Source organism: Myxococcus sp. CA033, from assembly GCF_013336625.1.
Classification (GTDB): Bacteria; Myxococcota; Myxococcia; order Myxococcales; family Myxococcaceae; genus Myxococcus; species Myxococcus llanfairpwllgwyngyllgogerychwyrndrobwllllantysiliogogogochensis.
Window position 1 is genome coordinate 151,806 of record NZ_JABUMU010000006.1, and the last position, 18,062, is coordinate 169,867.

Here is an 18,062-nt window from a genome sequence, read left to right on the forward strand (position 1 = left end):
TCGCGCCAGTTCGCCTCGGTGACGCCGAAGCCCTCCAGCATCTCCTCGGAGCGCAGGAAGCCGGGCGTCACGGCGAGCGCGGTGACGCGGGTGCGACGCAAGTCTCGCGACATGGCGAACGCGAGCCGGATGACGCTCATCTTCGCGACGTCGTAGATGACGCTGCCGCGGTAGCCGAAATGGTCTCCGTCGGTGATTTCGACGACGAGGCCCCGCTCCTGCCCAAGCATGAGCGGAACGGCGTGGCGGCTGGTGAGGATGTGGGTGAGCACGGCGCGCTCCAACACGGTGCGCGCGTGCTCGGGAGACTGCTTCCAGAAGGGCACGCCGAGCTCGGAGATGGCGTCGCAGCCCCAGATGTCATTCACCAGGATGTCGAGCCGCCCCTGCTCCTTCTGGATGCGCGCGCAGAGGGCGGCGACCTCCTCCGTGACGGTGTGGTCGCACCGCACGGCGATGCCGTGGCCCCCCAGCGCGGTGACCTGCTCCGCGGTCTCCTCGAGGACCTCCGGGCGCTTCGAGCCAGAGGCGGGGCGGCCGCGCACGCTGCGGCCCGTGCAGTACACGGTGGCGCCGGCCTCGCCGAGCCGGGTCGCGATGCCCCTGCCCGCGCCCCGCGTGGCTCCCGCGACCAGGGCGATGCGTCCTTCGAGTGGCTTCTTCATGGTGTCTCTCCTCGGACCGGCGGAGGTGGGGTGCGGATGGCCGGTGATGGGAACACCTTACGGAGGCAATCATGACATCCCCTGTCATGATGGCCCGCGTACAGTGCGCGGTGGGATTTCCGACATGCGCGCCGACCGACTCGTCAGCCTGATGATGTTGCTGCAGACCCGTCCGAAGCGGACGGCGGGAGAGCTCGCGCGCGAACTCCAGGTCTCCGAGCGCACCATCCACCGGGACCTCGACGCGCTGTCTGCTTCGGGCGTGCCGGTGTACGCGACGCGTGGCTCCGCGGGCGGCGTCGCGCTGCTCGATGGATGGAAGACGCAGCTCACGGGGCTGACGCGCACGGAGCTGCAAGCGCTGGCGGCGATGAGCGCCACGCCGGGGGGATTGAGCGACCTGGGCCTGTCCGCGCCGCTGAGCAGCGGGTTGGTGAAGCTGGCGGCGGCGCTGCCCGTGTTGCAGCAGCCCGCGATGGAGTACGCACGGCAACGGCTGCACGTGGATGCCTCCGGCTGGTTCAAGGAGCGCGAGTCGGTGCCCCACCTGGAGGTGCTGCGCGAGGCGGCGTGGCAGAACCGGAAGGTGTCGCTGACGTACCGGGACTTCGATGGGAAGCAGAGCCGGCGCGCGGTGGACCCGTATGCGCTCGTGCTCAAGGCGGACCGCTGGTACCTGGTCGCCGGGACGGAGAAGGGGCCACGTGTGTACCGGGGCTCGCGCATCGAAGGTGTCCGACAGCGCGGGGAGTCCTTCGAGCGGCCCGCGCGCTTCGATTTGCCCTCGTTCTGGCGCGAGTGGTGCGCGCGCTTCGCGGAGAAGGGAGCGCGGTACGAGGTGACGCTGCGGCTGACGGCGGACGCGGAGGCGACCTTGCGCCGGATTCGTCCGTCCACGGAGGCGCCACGATTCGACTCCGGGCAGGTGGCGGACGGCCGAAAGACTGTCGTCGTGGACTTCGAGCGGGAGGCCATCGCGCTGGGCCAGCTCTGTGAGCTTGGCGGTGGCTTCGAGGTGGTGGAGCCCGTGTCACTGCGAACCCGAATGATTGCCCTCGCAACAGGGCTTCTCGCGGCGCACCCGCGCACATCGACAGACGCGAATGCGATACCTCGTCCGCCGCCCTCGTAAGGCCTTGCGTCGACCCGGTCCTCTCACTGGACGTCATGCCAACGTGGCCATGCATGGATAAGTCCGCAATCCCGAGACTCATCAGGGTCATCCCACTGATGAGCCTCACACTGACCCTCGCGGGGGAAGCCCTGGCGCAGCCCGTCGGTTCGCGGGCGACGCGGATTGCCACCGCGTCCGATGCCTTTCAGGGGCGACTGCGCGACGCGGCACGACTGTACGAGGAACTGGAGTACGAACAGGCATTGCTCGCGCTCGCGGATGCCAAGGTCCTGGCGAGGACCGAGGACGAGCGAGCCGACGCGTTGATCTAAAAAGGCCTGGTGCTGGCTGATCTGGGCCAGCGCCCCAAGTCGCTCGTGGCCTTTCGTCAGGGATTGACGCTGCGGCCCCTGGCCTCGCTTCCCGTGAAGGTGTCCCCCAAGGTGCAACGGGACTTCGAGAACGTGCGCCGGGAGGTGACGCGGGACCGTGCGCGAACCACGCCCGGGAGCGAGGACGGCACCGCTTCCGTCGCGACGCCGGAGACGGAGGTTCCTCGCTCAGACCGCCCGGGGCGTCCGACCTGGGAAGTCCCCGAGCTGGCCCTGGTGCCAGTCCATGCCTCTGATGAGGCAGCGGGGTTGCGCGTGGAGCCCGCGACCAGACCGAGGTCTCGGCTCCGCCCCATCTCGATGATCCTCACGGGGGCGGGACTCGCGGCGGGAGGGCTCGGGAGCGACTTCGGACTTCGCTCCCAGGGAAACATCCAGGATGACCGCGCGGCCTCCGTGGTCGACGCACAGCGCGAGCATCTGGACTCAGCGCGGGCTCAAGCTCAACAGACGAGCAGCGCTCCCTGCGTCACTCCAAATCCTTGCTCGCGTGCAGCCCGTACTTCTTGAGCAGCTTGCGCACATAGAGCCGCGCGAGGCCCGCTTCACGTGAGGCCCGTGAGATGTTGCCCCCGCAGCGCTCCAGCAGGTTCTTGAGGTAGTCGCGCTCGAAGCCATCGATGAGGCGCTCCTTGGCCTCCTTGAAGGGCATCTCCAGCTCGGCGCTGGTGAAGCGCGCCCCCTCCGAGGCAGACATTTCCGGCAGCGCCTGCTCTCCCAGGTTCACCACGCGCTGGACCACGTTGCGCAGCTCGCGCACGTTGCCGGGCCACGGGTACTGCTCCAGCAAGGCCCGCGTCTGCTCGGACAGCGCGCTGGGCGGCCGGCCCAGCCGCTCCAGCATCGTGTCCACCAGCAGCGGGATGTCCTCGGGGTGCTCGCGCAGCGGCGGCAGCGTCACCCGCAGCACCGCGAGCCGGTGGAACAGATCCTCGCGGAACCGGCCCTCCTTGACGTCCGCCTCCAGATTCCTGTGCGTCGCCGCCACCACCCGCACGTTCAAGGTGCGGTACTCGTTGGCGCCCACCCGCTTCACCTGGCGCCCCTCCAGCACTCGCAGCAGGCGCGGCTGGAACTCCAGCGGCAGCTCCCCCACCTCATCCAGGAAGACGGTGCCTCCATCCGCCTGCTCGAAGGCCCCAGGCCGCTCCGAGTGGGCTCCGGTGAACGCTCCCTTCACGTGGCCGAAGAGCTCGGACTCCACCAGCGACGGAGTGATGCCCGCGACATCCACGATGCTGAACGGCCCCCGGCTGCGCGGGCTGGCCGCGTGGATGCCCGCCGCGCACAGCTCCTTGCCCGTCCCCGTCTCGCCCTGGATGAGGACGTCCGCGTCCCCCGCCGCCAGCCGCTGCAGCAGCGTGAAGACCTCGCGCACCCTCCGGCTGCCCCCCACCAGCCCCCCGAACCGGGTGTTCGACGAGAGCGGGATGATGTGCTCGCGCACCTCCTCGGGGACGACCTTCAGCTCGGTGGCGCCCAGCCTGACGATGGCGCCCATGCGCAGCTCCAGCTCCCGGAAGCGCATGCGCTCGCAGAACGAGCCGTTGCGAGACCCCAGGTCCCGCGCCAGCACCCGATCCTCTCTCACCTCCAGAGACAAGTGCTGCCGGGAGACGGTCCGGTCGTTCAGGACGATGTCACACGCCGGTTCCGTCCCCAGCCGGTAGCTTCGGACCTGGAGCGAGAAGCTGCGGCCCGCGTCGCTCCCCGACAGGATGACGAGCTTCCGTCGAAGCATGGGCAGCAGGACCTCCGGATCGGGGGTCGTGCTCATCATCGACGACGGGCTCTTGTCATGCGGGGCCGGAACCACTGGTAGTAAGGGACGCTACCACCCGGAGCCGACCCAAGAAAACATCCTCCAAGCTGAAATCCCAGTTTTACGAGGGTCGTCTCCTGGCTCGCTCGACGGCGCGGCAAGCCAGGAGCACCTCCGTCGGAGCCTCAGCGAATGCCCATGCCGACGCCACCTCCCCCGGGGAAGGTGATGCTCCCATCACCTGGGAGGTTCGTCACCTGCACCGGCGTCGGGCGCTGGGTGGTCGTCCCGTCGCCGAGCTGGCCGGCGCTGTTGTAGCCGCAGGCCCGGACGAAGGCGTCCTTGCGCAGCCCCATCATGTGGTTGTCGCCCGAGGAGAGGTCCACGACGGAGTTCAGGAGCGTCACGGTGGGGGTGCTGCGCGAGGTCGTCGACCCATCTCCGAGCTGGCCGTTGGGGTTGTAGCCAAAGGCCCACACCGTGCCGTCCCGCTTCAACACCGCCGTGAAGTACCCCCCCGCGGTGAGCGCGATGACATTGGTGAGGCCGGGGACCTGCACCGGCGAGTAGCGCTGGGTGGTCGTCGCATCGCCGAGCTGGCCGGAGGCGTTGTAACCCCAGGTCCACACCTGGCCGCTCGTCAGCAGCGCCACCGTGTGGTAGCCGCCCGCGGCGATGGCGATGGCATGACCGAGTCCGGGGACTTGCACCGGCACGGAATGGTTGGTGGTCGTCCCGAGGCCCAACTGCCCTAGGGGGCCGTAGCCCCAGACCCAAAGGGTGCCATCCGCCTTCACCGCCACCGTGTGGAAGTAGCCCGCGGCGATGGAGACGACATTCTCGAGGGACGGCACCTGCACCGGCGAGGAGCGATGGGTGAAGGTCCCGTCTCCGAGCTGGCCGTAGAGGTTGGAGCCCCAGGCCCACACGGTGCCGTCCGCCTTCAGCGCCACCGTGTGCGTGGAGCCCGCGGCGATGGCGGTGACGCCGTCCAGCTCCGGCACGGACTGCGGTGTGAGCTGGTTGGCGTTCGTCCCGTTGCCGAGCTGGCCATAGGAGTTGTAACCCCATGTGGCCACGGTGCCGTCCTCGCTCAGCGCCACCGTGTGGTTGACCCCCGCCTCCACGTCGATGACGCCGCTCAGGCCCGGGAGCTGCGTGGGCGTGACGACCTGGGTGGTCGTCCCGTTGCCCAGCTGGCCATAGGCATTGTAGCCCCAGCTCCATACCGTCCCACCGGCCCCCAGGGCCACCGAGTGAGCATTGCCGCCAGCGGTCTTCACGATTCCGCTGACCACGACGGCCGCGGGGGAGGAGCGCTGGGTGGTGGTCCCATCACCGAGCTCGCCGTTGGTGTTGTAGCCCCACGCAAACAGGGTGTGCACCTGGGACATGTTCACCTTCTTCCGCTCGGCCACGGAGGAGTAATAGCCCGCACCGAACGCGCGCACCCCCACGAGCGGGACCTGCACCGGCACGGAGCTGCTGATGGTGTTCCCGGTGCCCAGCGCGCCGTAGAAGTTGTCGCCCCAGGCATACAAGGTGCCATCCTGCCGCTTGGCCAGGGTGTGATAACCGCCCGCGTCGATCTCGACGGCTTGGGTGAGCACCGCCACCTGCACCGGGATGGAGCTGTTGGTGGTCGTCCCGTTGCCCAGCTGACCCGCGCTGTTGTAGCCCCAGCCCCACGCCGTGCCGTCCCACTTCAGGGCGACCGTGTGGACGATGCCTCCGGAGAGCGCGCGGACGCCGGTGAGGCTCGCCACCAGCACGGGCCTCAACCTGTTGAGGGTGGTCCCGTCCCCGAGCTGTCCGTAGGCGTTGCTCCCCCAGCTCCAGGCGCTTCCGTCCTTCTTCACCGCCAACGTGTGCCACAAGCCCGCGGCGATGCTGGTGACACCACTGAGGTTGGGCACCTGGATGGGGAGCAAGCTGTTGGTGGTGGTCCCATTCCCGAGCTCTCCCGAGGAGTTGATTCCCCAGGTCCACACGGTCCCATCGGCCTTCAGCGCCACCGTCCGCGAGCCAGCGGCCGCCACCGCGACGACGTCGGTCAGCTCCGGCACCTGCACAGGCACCGTGCGCATCATGGTGGTGCCGTCTCCGAGCTGGCCGTAGGCGTTGGAGCCCCACGTCCACACGCTCCCGTCCTCTTTCACCGCCACCGAGTGCTCGGCTCCGGCCGAAGTGGAGACGACATGGCGCAGGCCCCTCACCCGCGTCGGCGCGTGACGCTGGGTCCTCTGCCCATTGCCCAGCTGGCCATAGGAGTTGTAGCCCCAGGCCCACACGTTGCCGCCCGACTTCACCTCCAGCGTGTGGTAGCCGCCCGGGTTCACGCTCGGGCAGAACTGGACGAAGTTGCGGAGCACCTCCCGAGAGATGCCGCATTTGGCGCGGTTGCCATTGCTGTCGATGATCATGGGGGAGGCCTTCACCACGAAGGAATGCACCCCACAGCCGAGTCCGGCCGCGGCCTCGCTGAAGAACCACTCCCCCTGCTCTCCTACGCGCTCATCGAAGCCGTGGTCCGCGCCGTCCACGGAGTACTCCAGGTACACCGCGTTGGCGCCGTTGCCCACCACCCAGGAGCCTGCGCCCGCCAGCTCTCCCGCGAAGGAACTCACCCCCTCCACCTCGAGCGAGTCGAAGCTCACTCCCACGCACAGCGCCGACTCCTGGGTGGCCAGCGTCACATCCGACGCGCTCACGTCCTCGCCGGCGGGCACACCACACGCCGCCACGAGCGCAAGGGTCGACGTCCACAACACGTTCCAGCGCTTCATCGCTTGTGTCCTCATCAGTATTGGCCCTTCAAGGTTGTGGTGTAGGTGGAGAAGGCTCCCAGTTGGATGAGCCAGGTGCCCGCCGCGGGGTTGTTCACCACGCAGGTCTCGTTGTTGCCCTTGCGCAGCGGACGGCACTGGTAGGCGTGCAGCTCCGGGAACTTGCCGTGGCGGATGTAGAGGTCCGCGTCCCCGGTGCCCCCGGAGATGGAGAACGTCACCGAGGGCCGGCCCGCGGGGACGTCCAGCTTGAAGTTCTGCCGGCCGCCCGTGACGTCGGACACGCTCACGCCCGCGCCGTTGACAAGGGGCGTGGCGTGAGGGCGCTTGTACAACAGCAGGTTGGGTGAACTCGTGTCACCGAAGTCCAGCTCCACCTGCCCCACGCTCGCGTCGTTGATGAGTCGCGCGGGGATGTCGGCGGGAGCGACGCCGTTGGCCAGCAGGATGGCCGCCGCGCCGCTCACGTGTGGCGCGGCGAAGGAGGTCCCCTCGAGCGGGAAGAAGGTCGAGTCTGTGTCACTGGTCGAGCTCACGGAGCGGAGGTTCGCGCCCGGAGCCCAGAGGTCCAGACACTCTCCCTTGTTGGACGCGTTGGTGACGCCCACCCAGCGCGTCTGGCTCTCGTCGATCGCGCCCACCGTGATGATGCGCGTCCGGAAGGGGTGGACCGCATCCGGCTGGAGGCGGGCCGGCGAACAGCCGCAGGCGTCGATGTTCGCGTTGCCCGCCGCGATCACCACGACGAGCCCGGGGTTCATCGCGACGACATCCACGGCGGCATCGATGGCCGGAATCTCGCTCGCGGCGGTGAAGCTCAGGTTGACGATGGCCGGCGTGTCGGCGTTGTTCGCCACCCACTCCAGCGCCGTCACCAGGCGATCCACGGTCGTCCCGAACTCGTTGAACGCCTTCACCGCGAGAAGGTTGACCTTCTTGGCGACGCCATGTGTCTTGCCGCCGATGATCCCCGCGACGGCGGTGCCATGCCCGGTGACGTCATCCCCGGTCTGGTCGGGGACAGCGTTGAACTCGACCTGGGCGCGCCCCTCGAACTCCAGGTGTGACGCCCGGATGCCCGAGTCGATGATGTAGACGTTGACGCCCGTCGCGTCCTCGGCCAGGTAGCTGTTGTCCAGCGGGAGGGTTTCCTGGTCGATCCGATCCAGGTTCCAGTCCGCGGGGCTCTGGACGCCCGAGGGCTGGACGATGCCATTCTCCAGGACGTAGTCCACCTGAGGAGCCTCGGCGAGCGCCTGGGCCTGCTCCTCGCTGGCGGAGACGAGGAAGCCACGAAAGGCGGTCTCGTGGGTGGTGAGGACGCGCGCACCGTACTGCCTGGCCAGCGCGCCCGCCTTCGCCGCCATGCTCGACAGACCGCGCCCGGGCTTCTCCTTCAGCACCACCAGGTACTCGCCCGTCACGGGGTTGTCGGCCCGCATCAACCGGCCCGGCCCTGACTTCCGGGGCGGCGCGGCGAGCACCCCCACCGAGGCCAGGACGAGGCCCAGGGTGATAAACCTGCTCAAGCTCTTCACGCTTCGCATCTGCTCTCCCTTTCAACCGATGAGTGGGTGGCGCGGCCCATCAGGGCGTCGCGCCACGGCGCGCCTGTGCTTGGACGCTCAGCTCCCGCTCCTTCACCCGACGACGCTGGTTGCGCGCGGCGAAGTGCTGCACCAGCTTCTCGAGCGGCGTCCCCTTCGCGGCCTCGACCAGGGCACCCGCTCTCGCGGGCTCTTGGTCCGCGAAGATTTCGAAGAGCTCCATCCGGGTCGCGGCCATCGAGCGCCTGACGTCCGGCGACAGCCCCGCGGTGAACGAGTCCTTCAGGATGATGCGCTCGACCGTGGACACCAGCTGCGCGCGCGCCGGGTTCTGCCTCCAGGCCAGCGCCTCGCGCAGGTAGTCGATCCGCATCAGGCGCTTGAAGTTGGACTCCAGCGTCTCCTCGGCCTCCGTCGAGGTGCTCAGCGCCCGGCGCAGCTGCTCATGCATCCGCGTGTCGGCGAGCAGCGCCTCGTAGTCCTCGCGGCCGTTGGAATCGAGGAGGACATGTTCACGGAAGGAGTCGAACCGAGCCAGCTCCGGCTCCATCTTGAAGATCTCCGCCTTGACCCGGTCGGTGGTGGTGGTGAACTCGCCGGGCTCCCCGTCGTCCCCCGAGGCTGCCGCCGGTGCCGCGGACATGGGGGACGGGCGAGGCGCGGGGGTGGGCTCCGGCGCCGTGTCACGAGCCAGCGAGGTCGGTGCGGGAGAGACCTGCGCCAAAGCCGCCGTCACGGGGGCAGCGTCCTCCGCGCCGTCGAGCGCCGAGGCGATGAGCACCAGCCCCGCGAGCCCTGCGATGACGAGCAGGTAGAGAGGGCGCTTCATGGGCTCTCCACCTGGGGGAGCACGTCGGCGGGAATGCTCCGGTAGAGGATGATGCGGTTGAGGTAGCCCACCTCGTCGTTCTGGAACCGCACGGAGCCCACCAGGTAGCCCTGGGCCACGAGGATGTTGGACACCCGATCTGTCGTCACCGGCGCGAGGTTGTAGACCTTGCCGAAGAAGGTGGCCTTCTGGATGTCCACGATGGGATCCAGGGTGCCATCTGCCTTCACCAGCGCGTCGCCCACCTTGAGGGTCTGCGCCTGCACAATGCGGCCCTCGCCGGTGATGACCGGGTGCTCGAGGGTGAGGCGGAGCTGACCGCCAGACCGGGCGGTGATGACAGAGAGCGTGTGCTCCGCGTCCCGGAGCTCTCGCGTGTAGCTGTAGGTGAGGTTCGGCTGGAGCTGGAGATCATCGAACGTGGAGTCCGGCGTCAGCGTGATCAAATCCTCACGCAGCGCCTCCATCGCCTCACGGATGGGGAGGTCGCCGTCGGCGAAGAGGATCTTCTGCTCGGCGGTGTAGCAGGCCGACTCGCAGTAGCCGTTCACATAGAAGGCGGTGAAGGCCGGCTGGGTGCTCTCCTTGTCGAAGTAGAGCCTGCAGTTCGCCAGCTCCTTGTGAGGGAAGAGCTGGAGGTTGTCCCCATCGGCGATGTCGGGCGTCGTGCCGAAGGTGGGGTAGAGCGGGCGTCCCTTCCTCCGCCACGAGTCGCGTGACCACTGCTGGTAACCGTCGGTGTCCAACGCCTGGTAGGTGGGGCCCGAGTTATAGAGCGCGAACATGGCCGCGTTGTTCACCTGGAAGTTCGAGCCCGCGAACGAGCCCTCTCCCATCGAGTTCCGCTCCAGGTCCGACTCCAGATAGTCCTTCAGCGTCCCACCACTCGCGGAGCTCAGGCCCGTGTTGAACGCGGCCCCCGGATGCCCGACGTTCTGGTTCAGCGCGCACTTGCGAGCCCACTCGACTCGCAGCTTCGCCATGTCACTCGTCGACAGGTTGTCGACGGTGCATCGGCCCAGCAGGAGAGGTTGCGCCCGCACCTGTGCTGGCAACACCATCGCCACCACCACCAGGGCCATGGCCCCGCAGATCTTTCGCGACATCGGAATGTCCTTGCTTGTTCATGCCGCGCCATGCGGCGCGGAAAGCCGGTGAGTGTTCGTTACGGAGAGGAGCTGCGCGTCGTGGGCGTGTTGACGAAGACCGCGGCCGCCTGCCGGAGGTCCGGGTTCGCGTCGTGTTGGCTGGCCCAGGCCAACAAGGGCAGGGCCTCGGGCACCAGGGCACGCTGGTCACCCAGCAGGTGGATCACCTCGCTCCTCACCCCGTCCGCGGGATCCATGCGCAGCGCCTGCGCCAGGGCGGGCAGCAGGGGCGCCAGGGGCCGGAAGTTGCTGGCGAAGACGGCGGCCTGGCGGACCTCCGGGGCCGGATCCTTGAGAAGATGCATGGCGAGGAGCTGGTCGGCGCGAGGGTCCTGGATGATGCGCAGCGCATTGAGCGCGGCCTGGCGCACCCGGGGATCCTGCGATTGGAGCGCGTCCTCCAGCGTGGCGAGCGCGCTCGGCGAGCGGGTGTTGCCCAGGCTGTTGAGCGCCCCCACCCGCGCCTCCGCGGTGGAGGCGGAGCGATAGCCACGGGTGAGCTCGCCGACCAGGTCCTCCGCGCCCTTGGGGTCGGTGTCGGTCAGCTGGGCCGCGGCGTTGCCGAGCGCCAGGCTGGCCGTGTCGCGCAGCATCCCGTCCTCTTCGCCCGCCACGCCGCGAAGGGCCTCGAGGCCCTCAGCCGTGGGATCCTTCGCCACGCCCAGCGCGGCCACCGAGTCCATGCGGATGTCATGGGGGATGGAGCGATCACCCGTGACCTCCGCCAGGGCCTGAATGGCCTCGCGGGTGCTGGCCGCGGAGAGCGCGCCGAGCATGGGGCTGGCCGCGAGCGGAGCCATGCCCGCGCGGATGGCGCCGGGGACCTTCGCGGCCTCGGAGGGGTGGAGCATGAAGAGCGCGCGCAGCCGCTCCAGGGCAATGGAGCGCACCTCGTCACGAGCCGTGGGCTCCTCCGGGAGCGCGCGCAGCTCCTTGAGCAACGTGTCGAAGTCCTTGCCGCCCAGCACCTGGCGGTACTGGTCCATCGGGTCCTGCTCCATGCCCTGGAAGGCGGACATGGCGGCGGAGCTCAGCGAGGCCCGGCGCGCCACGAATGCGCCAATCAACGTCGGGTCCACGCGGCGCTCCAGCAGGCTCAGGCTCAGAGAGGACTCATAGGTGGTGGGGGACATGGTCTGGCCCGCCTCCACCTCCACCCGCTCCTGGGCATCGAGCGAGTTCGTCCAGAGGTCCTGCTCCAGCGCGAAGGTGCTTCGGGCGCTCACGTCGATGCGGACCTGCTCGCCCAGCGGCTCGAGCCCCTGCGGGAAAGCCACGTGGGAGTAGGACAGCTTGCGCTTTTCGAAGCGGCCCGGCTCCAGGCGTTGGTACCCGGCGCTGTACCGCCCCGTGGTGTCGAACTCCTCCGCCGTCCAGGTGGCGCCCGGCGCTCCGACCACGACGAACTGGGAGCTCGCCACGATGGACCGGAGGATGCCTCGCACGAGCGGGTCAGCCGCCTGCTCGAAGTGCGTGAGCGTCACCCGACCGCTCGTGTCGTGCGTGAGGAAGAAGGGGAGCTGCAACGCCGTGGCGAGGTTTTGCTGGACGTCGGGGGCGACAGGGCCATTGTCGCCGACCTCCACCGTCAGCGAGGAGAGCCGCAGGCTCACCCGCGCGTCGACGCGCTCGGCCTCCGCGGAGACGATCCCCACGGTCCACTCGCCCCGGAGGATGAACCTCATGCCGGGCAGCGCCTGCGCGCCAGGCTGGGTGGGGCGGAAGGAGATCTTCTGCGCGGCGTTCAGGGCGTAGCGGTAGAGCGCCCCGGGGATCCACGCCCGCGTCCCCGCCAAGGGCCTGGGAGATACGCCCTGGGGCTGCGTCGACAGGCCCGCCACCGCGGGAGCGGCCTGGGGGGACCGCGACGTCTCCGAGGGGGCCACCGCGACGGACCGGGATGCCCACCCCCAGAGCCCCAGCAGGCTCACGAGGAGGAGGGGGAGCCCCACCCCGAGGACCTTGCTGAAGGGCTTGCCGCCCACGTTCACCGACTTCCGCATGGGAAACTCCCGAGTCAGCGGCCTTGGCCGCTTCAGTTCTGGTTGGAGGGGTGGGCCCGGTCTCCTCGGCCGATTGCTCAGTCGAGGAGCCAGCGCCCGGTCATCCCGCCCCGCGCGCGGCCAGCGCCTCCGGGACGCGGCCGCGCGGTGGCAGGGTCAGCCTGGCTAGCAGCCCGAGGCCGAGATGGAGCCGGAGGCGTTGTACAGGACGACGTTCCTCACGATGCCGGACCAGTTCGCGATGGTGACGTTCCAGGTCTTCTTGAAGAACAGGAGCTTGATCTTCACGAACCCCGTCAGCGTGCCCGAGAGCGCGTTCAGGTTGAGGGGCGCCTTGAGCTGCCATGAAGCCATGCAGAGGCCCCAGTCGAGGCTGGCCAGGGGCGCCACCGTGGCGTTGATCAGCTGCAGGGAGCCGGTCACGCCAAAGCTGGCGATGGCGACGTTCACCGCCGCGGAGGCCACCACGTTGGCGAAGCCGCCCACGGTGCCGGTGATCGCGGCGAGCAGGGGGTTCACCTGGCCATTCACGCGCATCGTCACGCCGCCCGTCAGCGAGGCCTTCACGGTGAGCGGGACAGGGCCGACCATGAACGTCTTGGACACGGAGAAGAAGGACCGGCTCCAGTTGATCGGGGTCGTCGCGAAGTTGCCGGAGAGGCTGGTGCTCCAGATCATCGCGCTCATGGCGTACAGCGCCGCGCTGCCGCTGTTGCAGCCGCCCTGCTGCCCGCAAACGGTGGCGCGACCGCGCACCAGCTCCTTCTGGATGTTGAAGGCGGTGCCGTGGACCCGGCCCTCGGTGAGCGCCTCCTGCTTCTTCGCCGTGGTGCTGGTGGCGGGCGTCGCGGTGATGGCCGCGCTGACGTTGTAGCCAGCGCCGAAGATGTTGTTACCGAACAGCTCGGTGCGCTGGTAGCTCTTGGTGATGGGCCCGGTGAGCGCCGCCCCCAGCCCCGCGGAGCGCAGCCCGGCCAGGTCCTGCGTCGGCACCGTCTCCGTCGGCAGCGGCACGTTCGGCGTGGTGGCCTCCGGAATGGTTTTCTGGCCGTACTGCAGGTGCCTCATGCCGTCATTCATGTCGAGATAGACGGGCGCGTTGAGCAGCTCCGACTCGCCCTGGACGACGGCGTCCTGCTCCGGCGGCGTGTAGGTGCTGCTCGGGTTGAACGGGAGGATCGGCGTCTCCCACGGAGTCTTGTCGTCCAGCTGGGTGTTGGACGGATAGAGGGTGTACGGGTACTTCGCCGAGTCGACGACATACGGCGTGGTGTCTTGGTAATCCTGCGCGGACGCGAAGGTGGACGCAGTGAGCGCCAGGAGCGCCAGGGCCTTGGATACTGCATTCATCATGGTGAGCCTCTCCAGTGAATGGTTACGGCGCGCGGCCCTTGTGCACGCAGCGCGCCACCCTCGCTGGGACGGCTCTATTTCCGCAGAGCCCTTTGATATCCTGGGGTTGGCTCCTTCCTGAGCCCTGGTAACGAGTGTTGTCACTGATAACGCGTGTGCCCAGGGAGGGCCCTCGGCGTGATCACACCCGTTTCCAGCGCCTCGACACTCCAGCGGCCCTGAGCGCGGCGGACGCGTGGGTAAGCCCCCGCGAAGCGGGCTCCAGGCACCGGTCTCCCGCGTGTCAAAGTCGCGCCCTGGTAACAACGGGTACCACCCGAGCAGCCGCGCGCGTCATCGGTCCCTGCGCCTGGATACAGTAGTATCCGCGCCACGCCGCCGACGGGGCTGGAGAGTGCAGCATGTACGGGGAGAGGCGGCCATGAGGAACGAGCATTGGGAGAAGGCCTCTCGCGGCGGGCATGCCGAGGAGGTCCCTTCCCGCGACGGGGAGTCGCTGCCCAGGCTCGAAGACGGGGGGCCCACCACCTGGCCCTATGAAGGGGAGCCCACGAAGGCTCCCCCCCTCGAGCCCGGCTTCACGCTGCTGGGTCGCTATACGGTGCTGGGCACGCTGGGCCAGGGCAGCATGGGGGTGGTCCTGAGCGTGTATGATGCGCGGTTGGATCGGCGCGTGGCGCTCAAGCTGCTGCGCCCCTGGAGCGCGGGAGAGAGCCGCCGCGACGAGGAGCAGGCCCGGTTCGTGCGCGAGGCGCAGGCGATGGCCCGCCTGAGCCACCCCCAGGTGGTGGCGGTGTACGACGCGGGCACCCTGGAGGACGGCGCGCTCTTCATCGCCATGGAGTATGTGGAGGGGCAGACGCTGCGCCGTTGGCAGCAGGGGCGCCCGTGGGCCGAGGTGCTGGCGCAGTACCTGGCAGCAGGACAGGGGCTGGCCGCCGCCCACGAAGCGGGCCTCATCCACCATGACTTCAAGCCGGACAATGTGCTGGTGGGCCAGGACGGGCGGGCACGGGTGACGGACTTCGGCCTGGCCTGGCTCGAGTCCGCCTCGGTGGACGAGCCGCGCGAGGTCCCCGCGCAACGCCTCCCCGCGCCGCCGGCCGTGGCGCTCGCGCCGCTGACCACGCGCTCGAGCCAGTGGATGGGGACGCCGAGCTACATGGCGGACGAGCAGTTCCGAGGCCAACGGGGAGACGCGCGCAGCGACCTGTATGCCTTCTGCGTGTCCCTCTATGAGGGGCTGTACGGCCAGCTCCCCTTCCAGGGCAACACCGTGGCGGAACTGCGCGCGGCTCAGCGCGCGGGCAGGGTGGAGCCGCCGGAGGACTCCCAGGTCCCCGCGTGGGTGGCGCGCACGCTCCTCCAGGGGCTGAGCACCGATCCGGCGAAGCGTCCCTCCTCCATGAAGGCGCTGCTGCACGCGCTGGCGGACGACCCGGAGAAGAAGCGGCGGGCGAGGCCCTCGCGCTGGGCCCTGGTCGGCGCGGTGGCGGCGGCGGGGCTGGCCTTGTGGGTGTGGGCTCGCCCGCAGGAGCAGGTGTGCGGTCGCATGGAGTTGCGGCTGAGCGGAGTCTGGGATGCGGCGGTCAGGGCCCGGCTGGAGCAGGGGCTGGTCGCCACGGGGGCACCCTACGCTCGGGCCACCGCCGAGCGGGTGGTGCAGGGGCTGGAGGCCTATGCGGGAGCCTGGGTGAGGCAGCGCACCGCGCTGTGCCTGAGCGCGAGCCAGGAGGGGCGCCCGAAGAACTCGGGGCTGCTGGTGCTGGAGGAGTCCTGCCTGGAGCGCAGGCGCGGCCAACTGCGCGCGCTCACCGAGCTGTTGTCCCAGAGTCCAGACACCCCCCTGGTGAGCAAGGCGGTGGAGGCGGTGCAGGCCCTGCCGCCGCTGGAGTACTGCGAGGACGCCAAGGCGCTCACCGCCGCGGTGCCGCCGCCCGAGGACCCGGTGGTGCGCGGGAAGGTGGAGGCGCTCCAGCAGCAGGTCGACTCCTTGCGGGTGCTGCTGGATACCCACCGCGTCCAGGAGGGGCTCGCGCTGGCGGACTCCCTGCTCCCCCAGGTGAAGGCGGCAGGCCACGCTCCGCTGGAGGCTCAGACCCTCTACCTCGTGGCATGGATGAGAGAAGGGGCAGGCGACTACCGAGCCACCGTGGAGGGCCTGCGCGAGTCCATGGAGGTGGCGGCCCGTGGCAGGGACAGCTACACGCTGGCCCAGGCCTCGAACTCCCTGGTCTGGGTGACGGGCAACCGCCTGAGGCGGCCGCACGACGCGCTGCAGATGGTGCCCATGGCGCAGAGCATGGTGGAGCTGGCGGACGATGACCGCATCCGCGCCTTTGCCTCCAACAGCGAGGGCACCATCCTCATGGCCGTTGGCAAGCACGAGCAGGCACGGCAGGCGTTCGAGCACGCCCTGGCGCTGAGGAAGAAGGTGTGGGGCCCCGAGCACTGGGAGGTGGCCTCCACGCTCCACAACCTGGGCCTGCTGTTCCAGAGCATGGGCCGGGTGGACGAGGCGCTCGAGGCCCATACCCTCTCGCTGGAGCTGCGGAAGAAGGTGTTGGGCCCGGAGCACCCACGGGTGGCCGAGTCCCTCAGAGACCTCGGCACCACGCTCCAGGAGATGGGCCGGTTCGAGGAGGCGCTCGAGGCCCAGGCGCGCGCCCTGGCGCTGAAGCAGAAGGTGCTGGGCTCCGAGCATCCGTCCGTGGCCGACTCGATCGGCGCGCGAGGCCACGTGCTCCGCGACATGGGGAGGGCCGAGGAGGCGCTCGAGGCCTACGCGCGCGCGCTGGAGCTGAACCTGAAGCTGCTGGGCCCCGAGAGCCCGCTCGTCGCCTGGGCGCTCACTGACCAAGGCGAGGCGCTGGTGGAGCTGGGTCGCCACGCGGAGGCGCGGGAGAAGTTCACGCGCGCCATGGCCTTTCAGGACAAGGTACTGGCGCCGGACGATCTGGGGCGCCTGTGGCCCCTGCTGGGGATGGGCCGGCTCTCTCTGGCCGAGGGCAAGCCCGCCGAGGCCGTGCCGTTCCTCGAGGGCGCCCTGAAGCTGACCTTGATCAACGAGAGGGCGCGGGTTCAATTCCCGCTGGCACGCGCGCTCTGGGACTCCCACGGAGACAGGGCGCGCGCCATCGAGCTGGCCACCCAGGCCCGCGACTACTGGAACGGCGTGGACCGAAAGGCGGACGCAGAGCGGGCCTCCCAGTGGCTGAAGCAGCACGCCACGTTCAGGCCCTGAGAGACGGAGCCTGTCGCGAGCCAGAGCGCACTCTGCAATGGTCGCCTGGTTCGGCTCCACCAACGGGATACTGGCGAGCCAGGGCACCGCGACAGGAGACTGCGCGGTGGGACCGCGGATCTTCATGAACATCCTGGGACTGGTCGGCTTCCGACCCCAGGGCGTGCTCGGCATCCTGGGTGAGCGCGGCGACGGCGCGGCCGACGTAGGACGGTGACTCGGAGGCGATGAAGTCCGGCTCCACTTTCGCGCCATCGCGCCAGTTCGCCTCGGTGACGCCGAAGCCCTCCAGCATCTCCTCGGAGCGCAGGAAGCCGGGCGTCACGGCGAGCGCGGTGACGCGGGTGCGACGCAAGTCTCGCGACATGGCGAACGCGAGCCGGATGACGCTCATCTTCGCGACGTCGTAGATGACGCTGCCGCGGTAGCCGAAATGGTCTCCGTCGGTGATTTCGACGACGAGGCCCCGCTCCTGCCCAAGCATGAGCGGAACGGCGTGGCGGCTGGTGAGGATGTGGGTGAGCACGGCGCGCTCCAACACGGTGCGCGCGTGCTCGGGAGACTGCTTCCAGAAGGGCACGCCGAGCTCGGAGATGGCGTCGCAGCCCCAGATGTCATTCACCAGGATGTCGAGCCGCCCCTGCTCCTTCTGGATGCGCGCGCAGAGGGCGGCGACCTCCTCCGTGACGGTGTGGTCGCACCGGACGGCGATGCCGTGGCCCCCCAGCGCGGTGACCTGCTCCGCGGTCTCCTCGAGGACCTCCGGGCGCTTGGAGCCAGAGGCGGGACGGCCGCGTACGCCGCGGCCCGTGCAGTACACGGTGGCGCCGGCCTCGCCGAGCCGGGTCGCGATGCCCCTGCCCGCGCCCCGCGTGGCTCCCGCGACCAGGGCGATGCGCCCTTCGAGTGGCTTCTTAGGTGGCGGACGGCCGAAAGACTGTCGTCGTGGACTTCGAGCGGGAGGCCATCGCGCTGGGCCAGCTCTGTGAGGTGGGCGGTGGCTTCGAGGTGGTGGAGCCCGCGTCACTGCGAACCCGAATGATTGCCCTGGCGACAGGGCTTCTCGCGGCGCACCCGCGCACATCGACAGACGCGAATGCAATACCCCGCCCGCGGCCTTCGTAAGGCCTGGCGTCGACCCGGCCCTCTCGCCGGAAGTCATGCTAGCGTGGCCATGCATGGATAAGTCCGCATTCCAGAGATTCATCAGGGTCCTCCC

At 69.3% G+C, this 18,062-nt stretch carries 12 protein-coding genes; 3 read left to right on the forward strand and 9 right to left on the reverse strand.

Features of this window, described 5'->3' with window-relative positions; genetic code table 11:
* Positions 1-665 (reverse strand): SDR family NAD(P)-dependent oxidoreductase (locus tag HUA78_RS17945; protein ID WP_174476795.1); only part of this gene is annotated, 665 nt, incomplete at its 3' end.
* Between the two features lie 124 nt (positions 666-789).
* On the opposite strand from HUA78_RS17945, the gene HUA78_RS17950 reads away from it, so the two are divergent.
* On the forward strand, positions 790-1,797 hold the full coding sequence (locus tag HUA78_RS17950; protein ID WP_174476796.1) for a YafY family protein: 1,008 nt from the start codon (positions 790-792) through the stop codon (positions 1,795-1,797).
* Positions 1,798-1,895: 98 nt separating this feature from the next.
* Positions 1,896-2,111, forward strand: coding sequence for a hypothetical protein (locus tag HUA78_RS17955; RefSeq protein WP_174476797.1), 216 nt, complete (start codon positions 1,896-1,898; stop codon positions 2,109-2,111).
* 529 nt (positions 2,112-2,640) lie between these two features.
* Here HUA78_RS17955 and HUA78_RS17960 read toward each other — a convergent pair.
* From HUA78_RS17960 to HUA78_RS17990, 7 genes are all read right to left on the reverse strand, one after another.
* Positions 2,641-3,948, reverse strand: a complete 1,308-nt coding sequence (locus tag HUA78_RS17960) for a sigma 54-interacting transcriptional regulator (protein WP_174476874.1) — start codon at positions 3,946-3,948, stop codon at positions 2,641-2,643.
* Between the two features lie 170 nt (positions 3,949-4,118).
* Positions 4,119-6,719, reverse strand: a complete 2,601-nt coding sequence (locus tag HUA78_RS17965) for an RCC1 domain-containing protein (protein ID WP_174476798.1) — start codon at positions 6,717-6,719, stop codon at positions 4,119-4,121.
* Between the two features lie 14 nt (positions 6,720-6,733).
* On the reverse strand, positions 6,734-8,266 hold the full coding sequence (locus HUA78_RS17970; protein WP_174476799.1) for a S8 family serine peptidase: 1,533 nt from the start codon (positions 8,264-8,266) through the stop codon (positions 6,734-6,736).
* 40 nt (positions 8,267-8,306) lie between these two features.
* A complete protein-coding gene (locus HUA78_RS17975) occupies positions 8,307-9,095 on the reverse strand; it encodes a hypothetical protein (protein WP_174476800.1) in 789 nt (262 codons plus the stop codon).
* Positions 9,092-10,201 (reverse strand): Hint domain-containing protein, encoded by a 1,110-nt coding sequence (locus HUA78_RS17980; protein WP_174476801.1) that lies wholly within the window; start codon positions 10,199-10,201, stop codon positions 9,092-9,094. Before HUA78_RS17980 ends, HUA78_RS17975 begins: the two co-directional genes overlap by 4 nt.
* 59 nt (positions 10,202-10,260) lie before the next feature.
* Entirely contained in the window at positions 10,261-12,246 is a 1,986-nt protein-coding gene (locus HUA78_RS17985) for a HEAT repeat domain-containing protein (RefSeq protein WP_174476802.1), read from the reverse strand.
* Positions 12,247-12,411: 165 nt separating this feature from the next.
* Positions 12,412-13,599 (reverse strand): hypothetical protein, encoded by a 1,188-nt coding sequence (locus HUA78_RS17990; protein ID WP_174459454.1) that lies wholly within the window; start codon positions 13,597-13,599, stop codon positions 12,412-12,414.
* Positions 13,600-14,020: 421 nt separating this feature from the next.
* Here HUA78_RS17990 and HUA78_RS17995 point away from each other — a divergent pair, with 421 nt between their 5' ends.
* Entirely contained in the window at positions 14,021-16,843 is a 2,823-nt protein-coding gene (locus tag HUA78_RS17995) for a serine/threonine-protein kinase (protein WP_174461853.1), read from the forward strand.
* Here the strand turns inward: HUA78_RS17995 and HUA78_RS18000 are convergent.
* Positions 16,833-18,050: an SDR family oxidoreductase gene (locus tag HUA78_RS18000; RefSeq protein WP_371745605.1), complete on the reverse strand. Its 1,218-nt coding sequence runs from the start codon at positions 18,048-18,050 to the stop codon at positions 16,833-16,835. The two genes, HUA78_RS17995 and HUA78_RS18000, sit on opposite strands and share 11 nt — an antisense overlap.
* Positions 18,051-18,062 lie beyond the last annotated feature (12 nt).

Bases quoted from the DNA above. Each gene is read 5' to 3' on its own strand.
- HUA78_RS17950 (WP_174476796.1), top strand. From the start codon at position 790: ATGCGCGCCGACCGACTCGTCAGCCTGATGATGTTGCTGCAGACCCGT.
- HUA78_RS17955 (WP_174476797.1), top strand. From the start codon at position 1,896: ATGAGCCTCACACTGACCCTCGCGGGGGAAGCCCTGGCGCAGCCCGTC.
- HUA78_RS17960 (WP_174476874.1), bottom strand. From the start codon at position 3,948: ATGAGCACGACCCCCGATCCGGAGGTCCTGCTGCCCATGCTTCGACGG.
- HUA78_RS17965 (WP_174476798.1), bottom strand. From the start codon at position 6,719: ATGAAGCGCTGGAACGTGTTGTGGACGTCGACCCTTGCGCTCGTGGCG.
- HUA78_RS17970 (WP_174476799.1), bottom strand. From the start codon at position 8,266: ATGCGAAGCGTGAAGAGCTTGAGCAGGTTTATCACCCTGGGCCTCGTC.
- HUA78_RS17975 (WP_174476800.1), bottom strand. From the start codon at position 9,095: ATGAAGCGCCCTCTCTACCTGCTCGTCATCGCAGGGCTCGCGGGGCTG.
- HUA78_RS17980 (WP_174476801.1), bottom strand. From the start codon at position 10,201: ATGTCGCGAAAGATCTGCGGGGCCATGGCCCTGGTGGTGGTGGCGATG.
- HUA78_RS17985 (WP_174476802.1), bottom strand. From the start codon at position 12,246: ATGCGGAAGTCGGTGAACGTGGGCGGCAAGCCCTTCAGCAAGGTCCTC.
- HUA78_RS17990 (WP_174459454.1), bottom strand. From the start codon at position 13,599: ATGATGAATGCAGTATCCAAGGCCCTGGCGCTCCTGGCGCTCACTGCG.
- HUA78_RS17995 (WP_174461853.1), top strand. From the start codon at position 14,021: ATGAGGAACGAGCATTGGGAGAAGGCCTCTCGCGGCGGGCATGCCGAG.
- HUA78_RS18000 (WP_371745605.1), bottom strand. From the start codon at position 18,050: ATGAATCTCTGGAATGCGGACTTATCCATGCATGGCCACGCTAGCATG.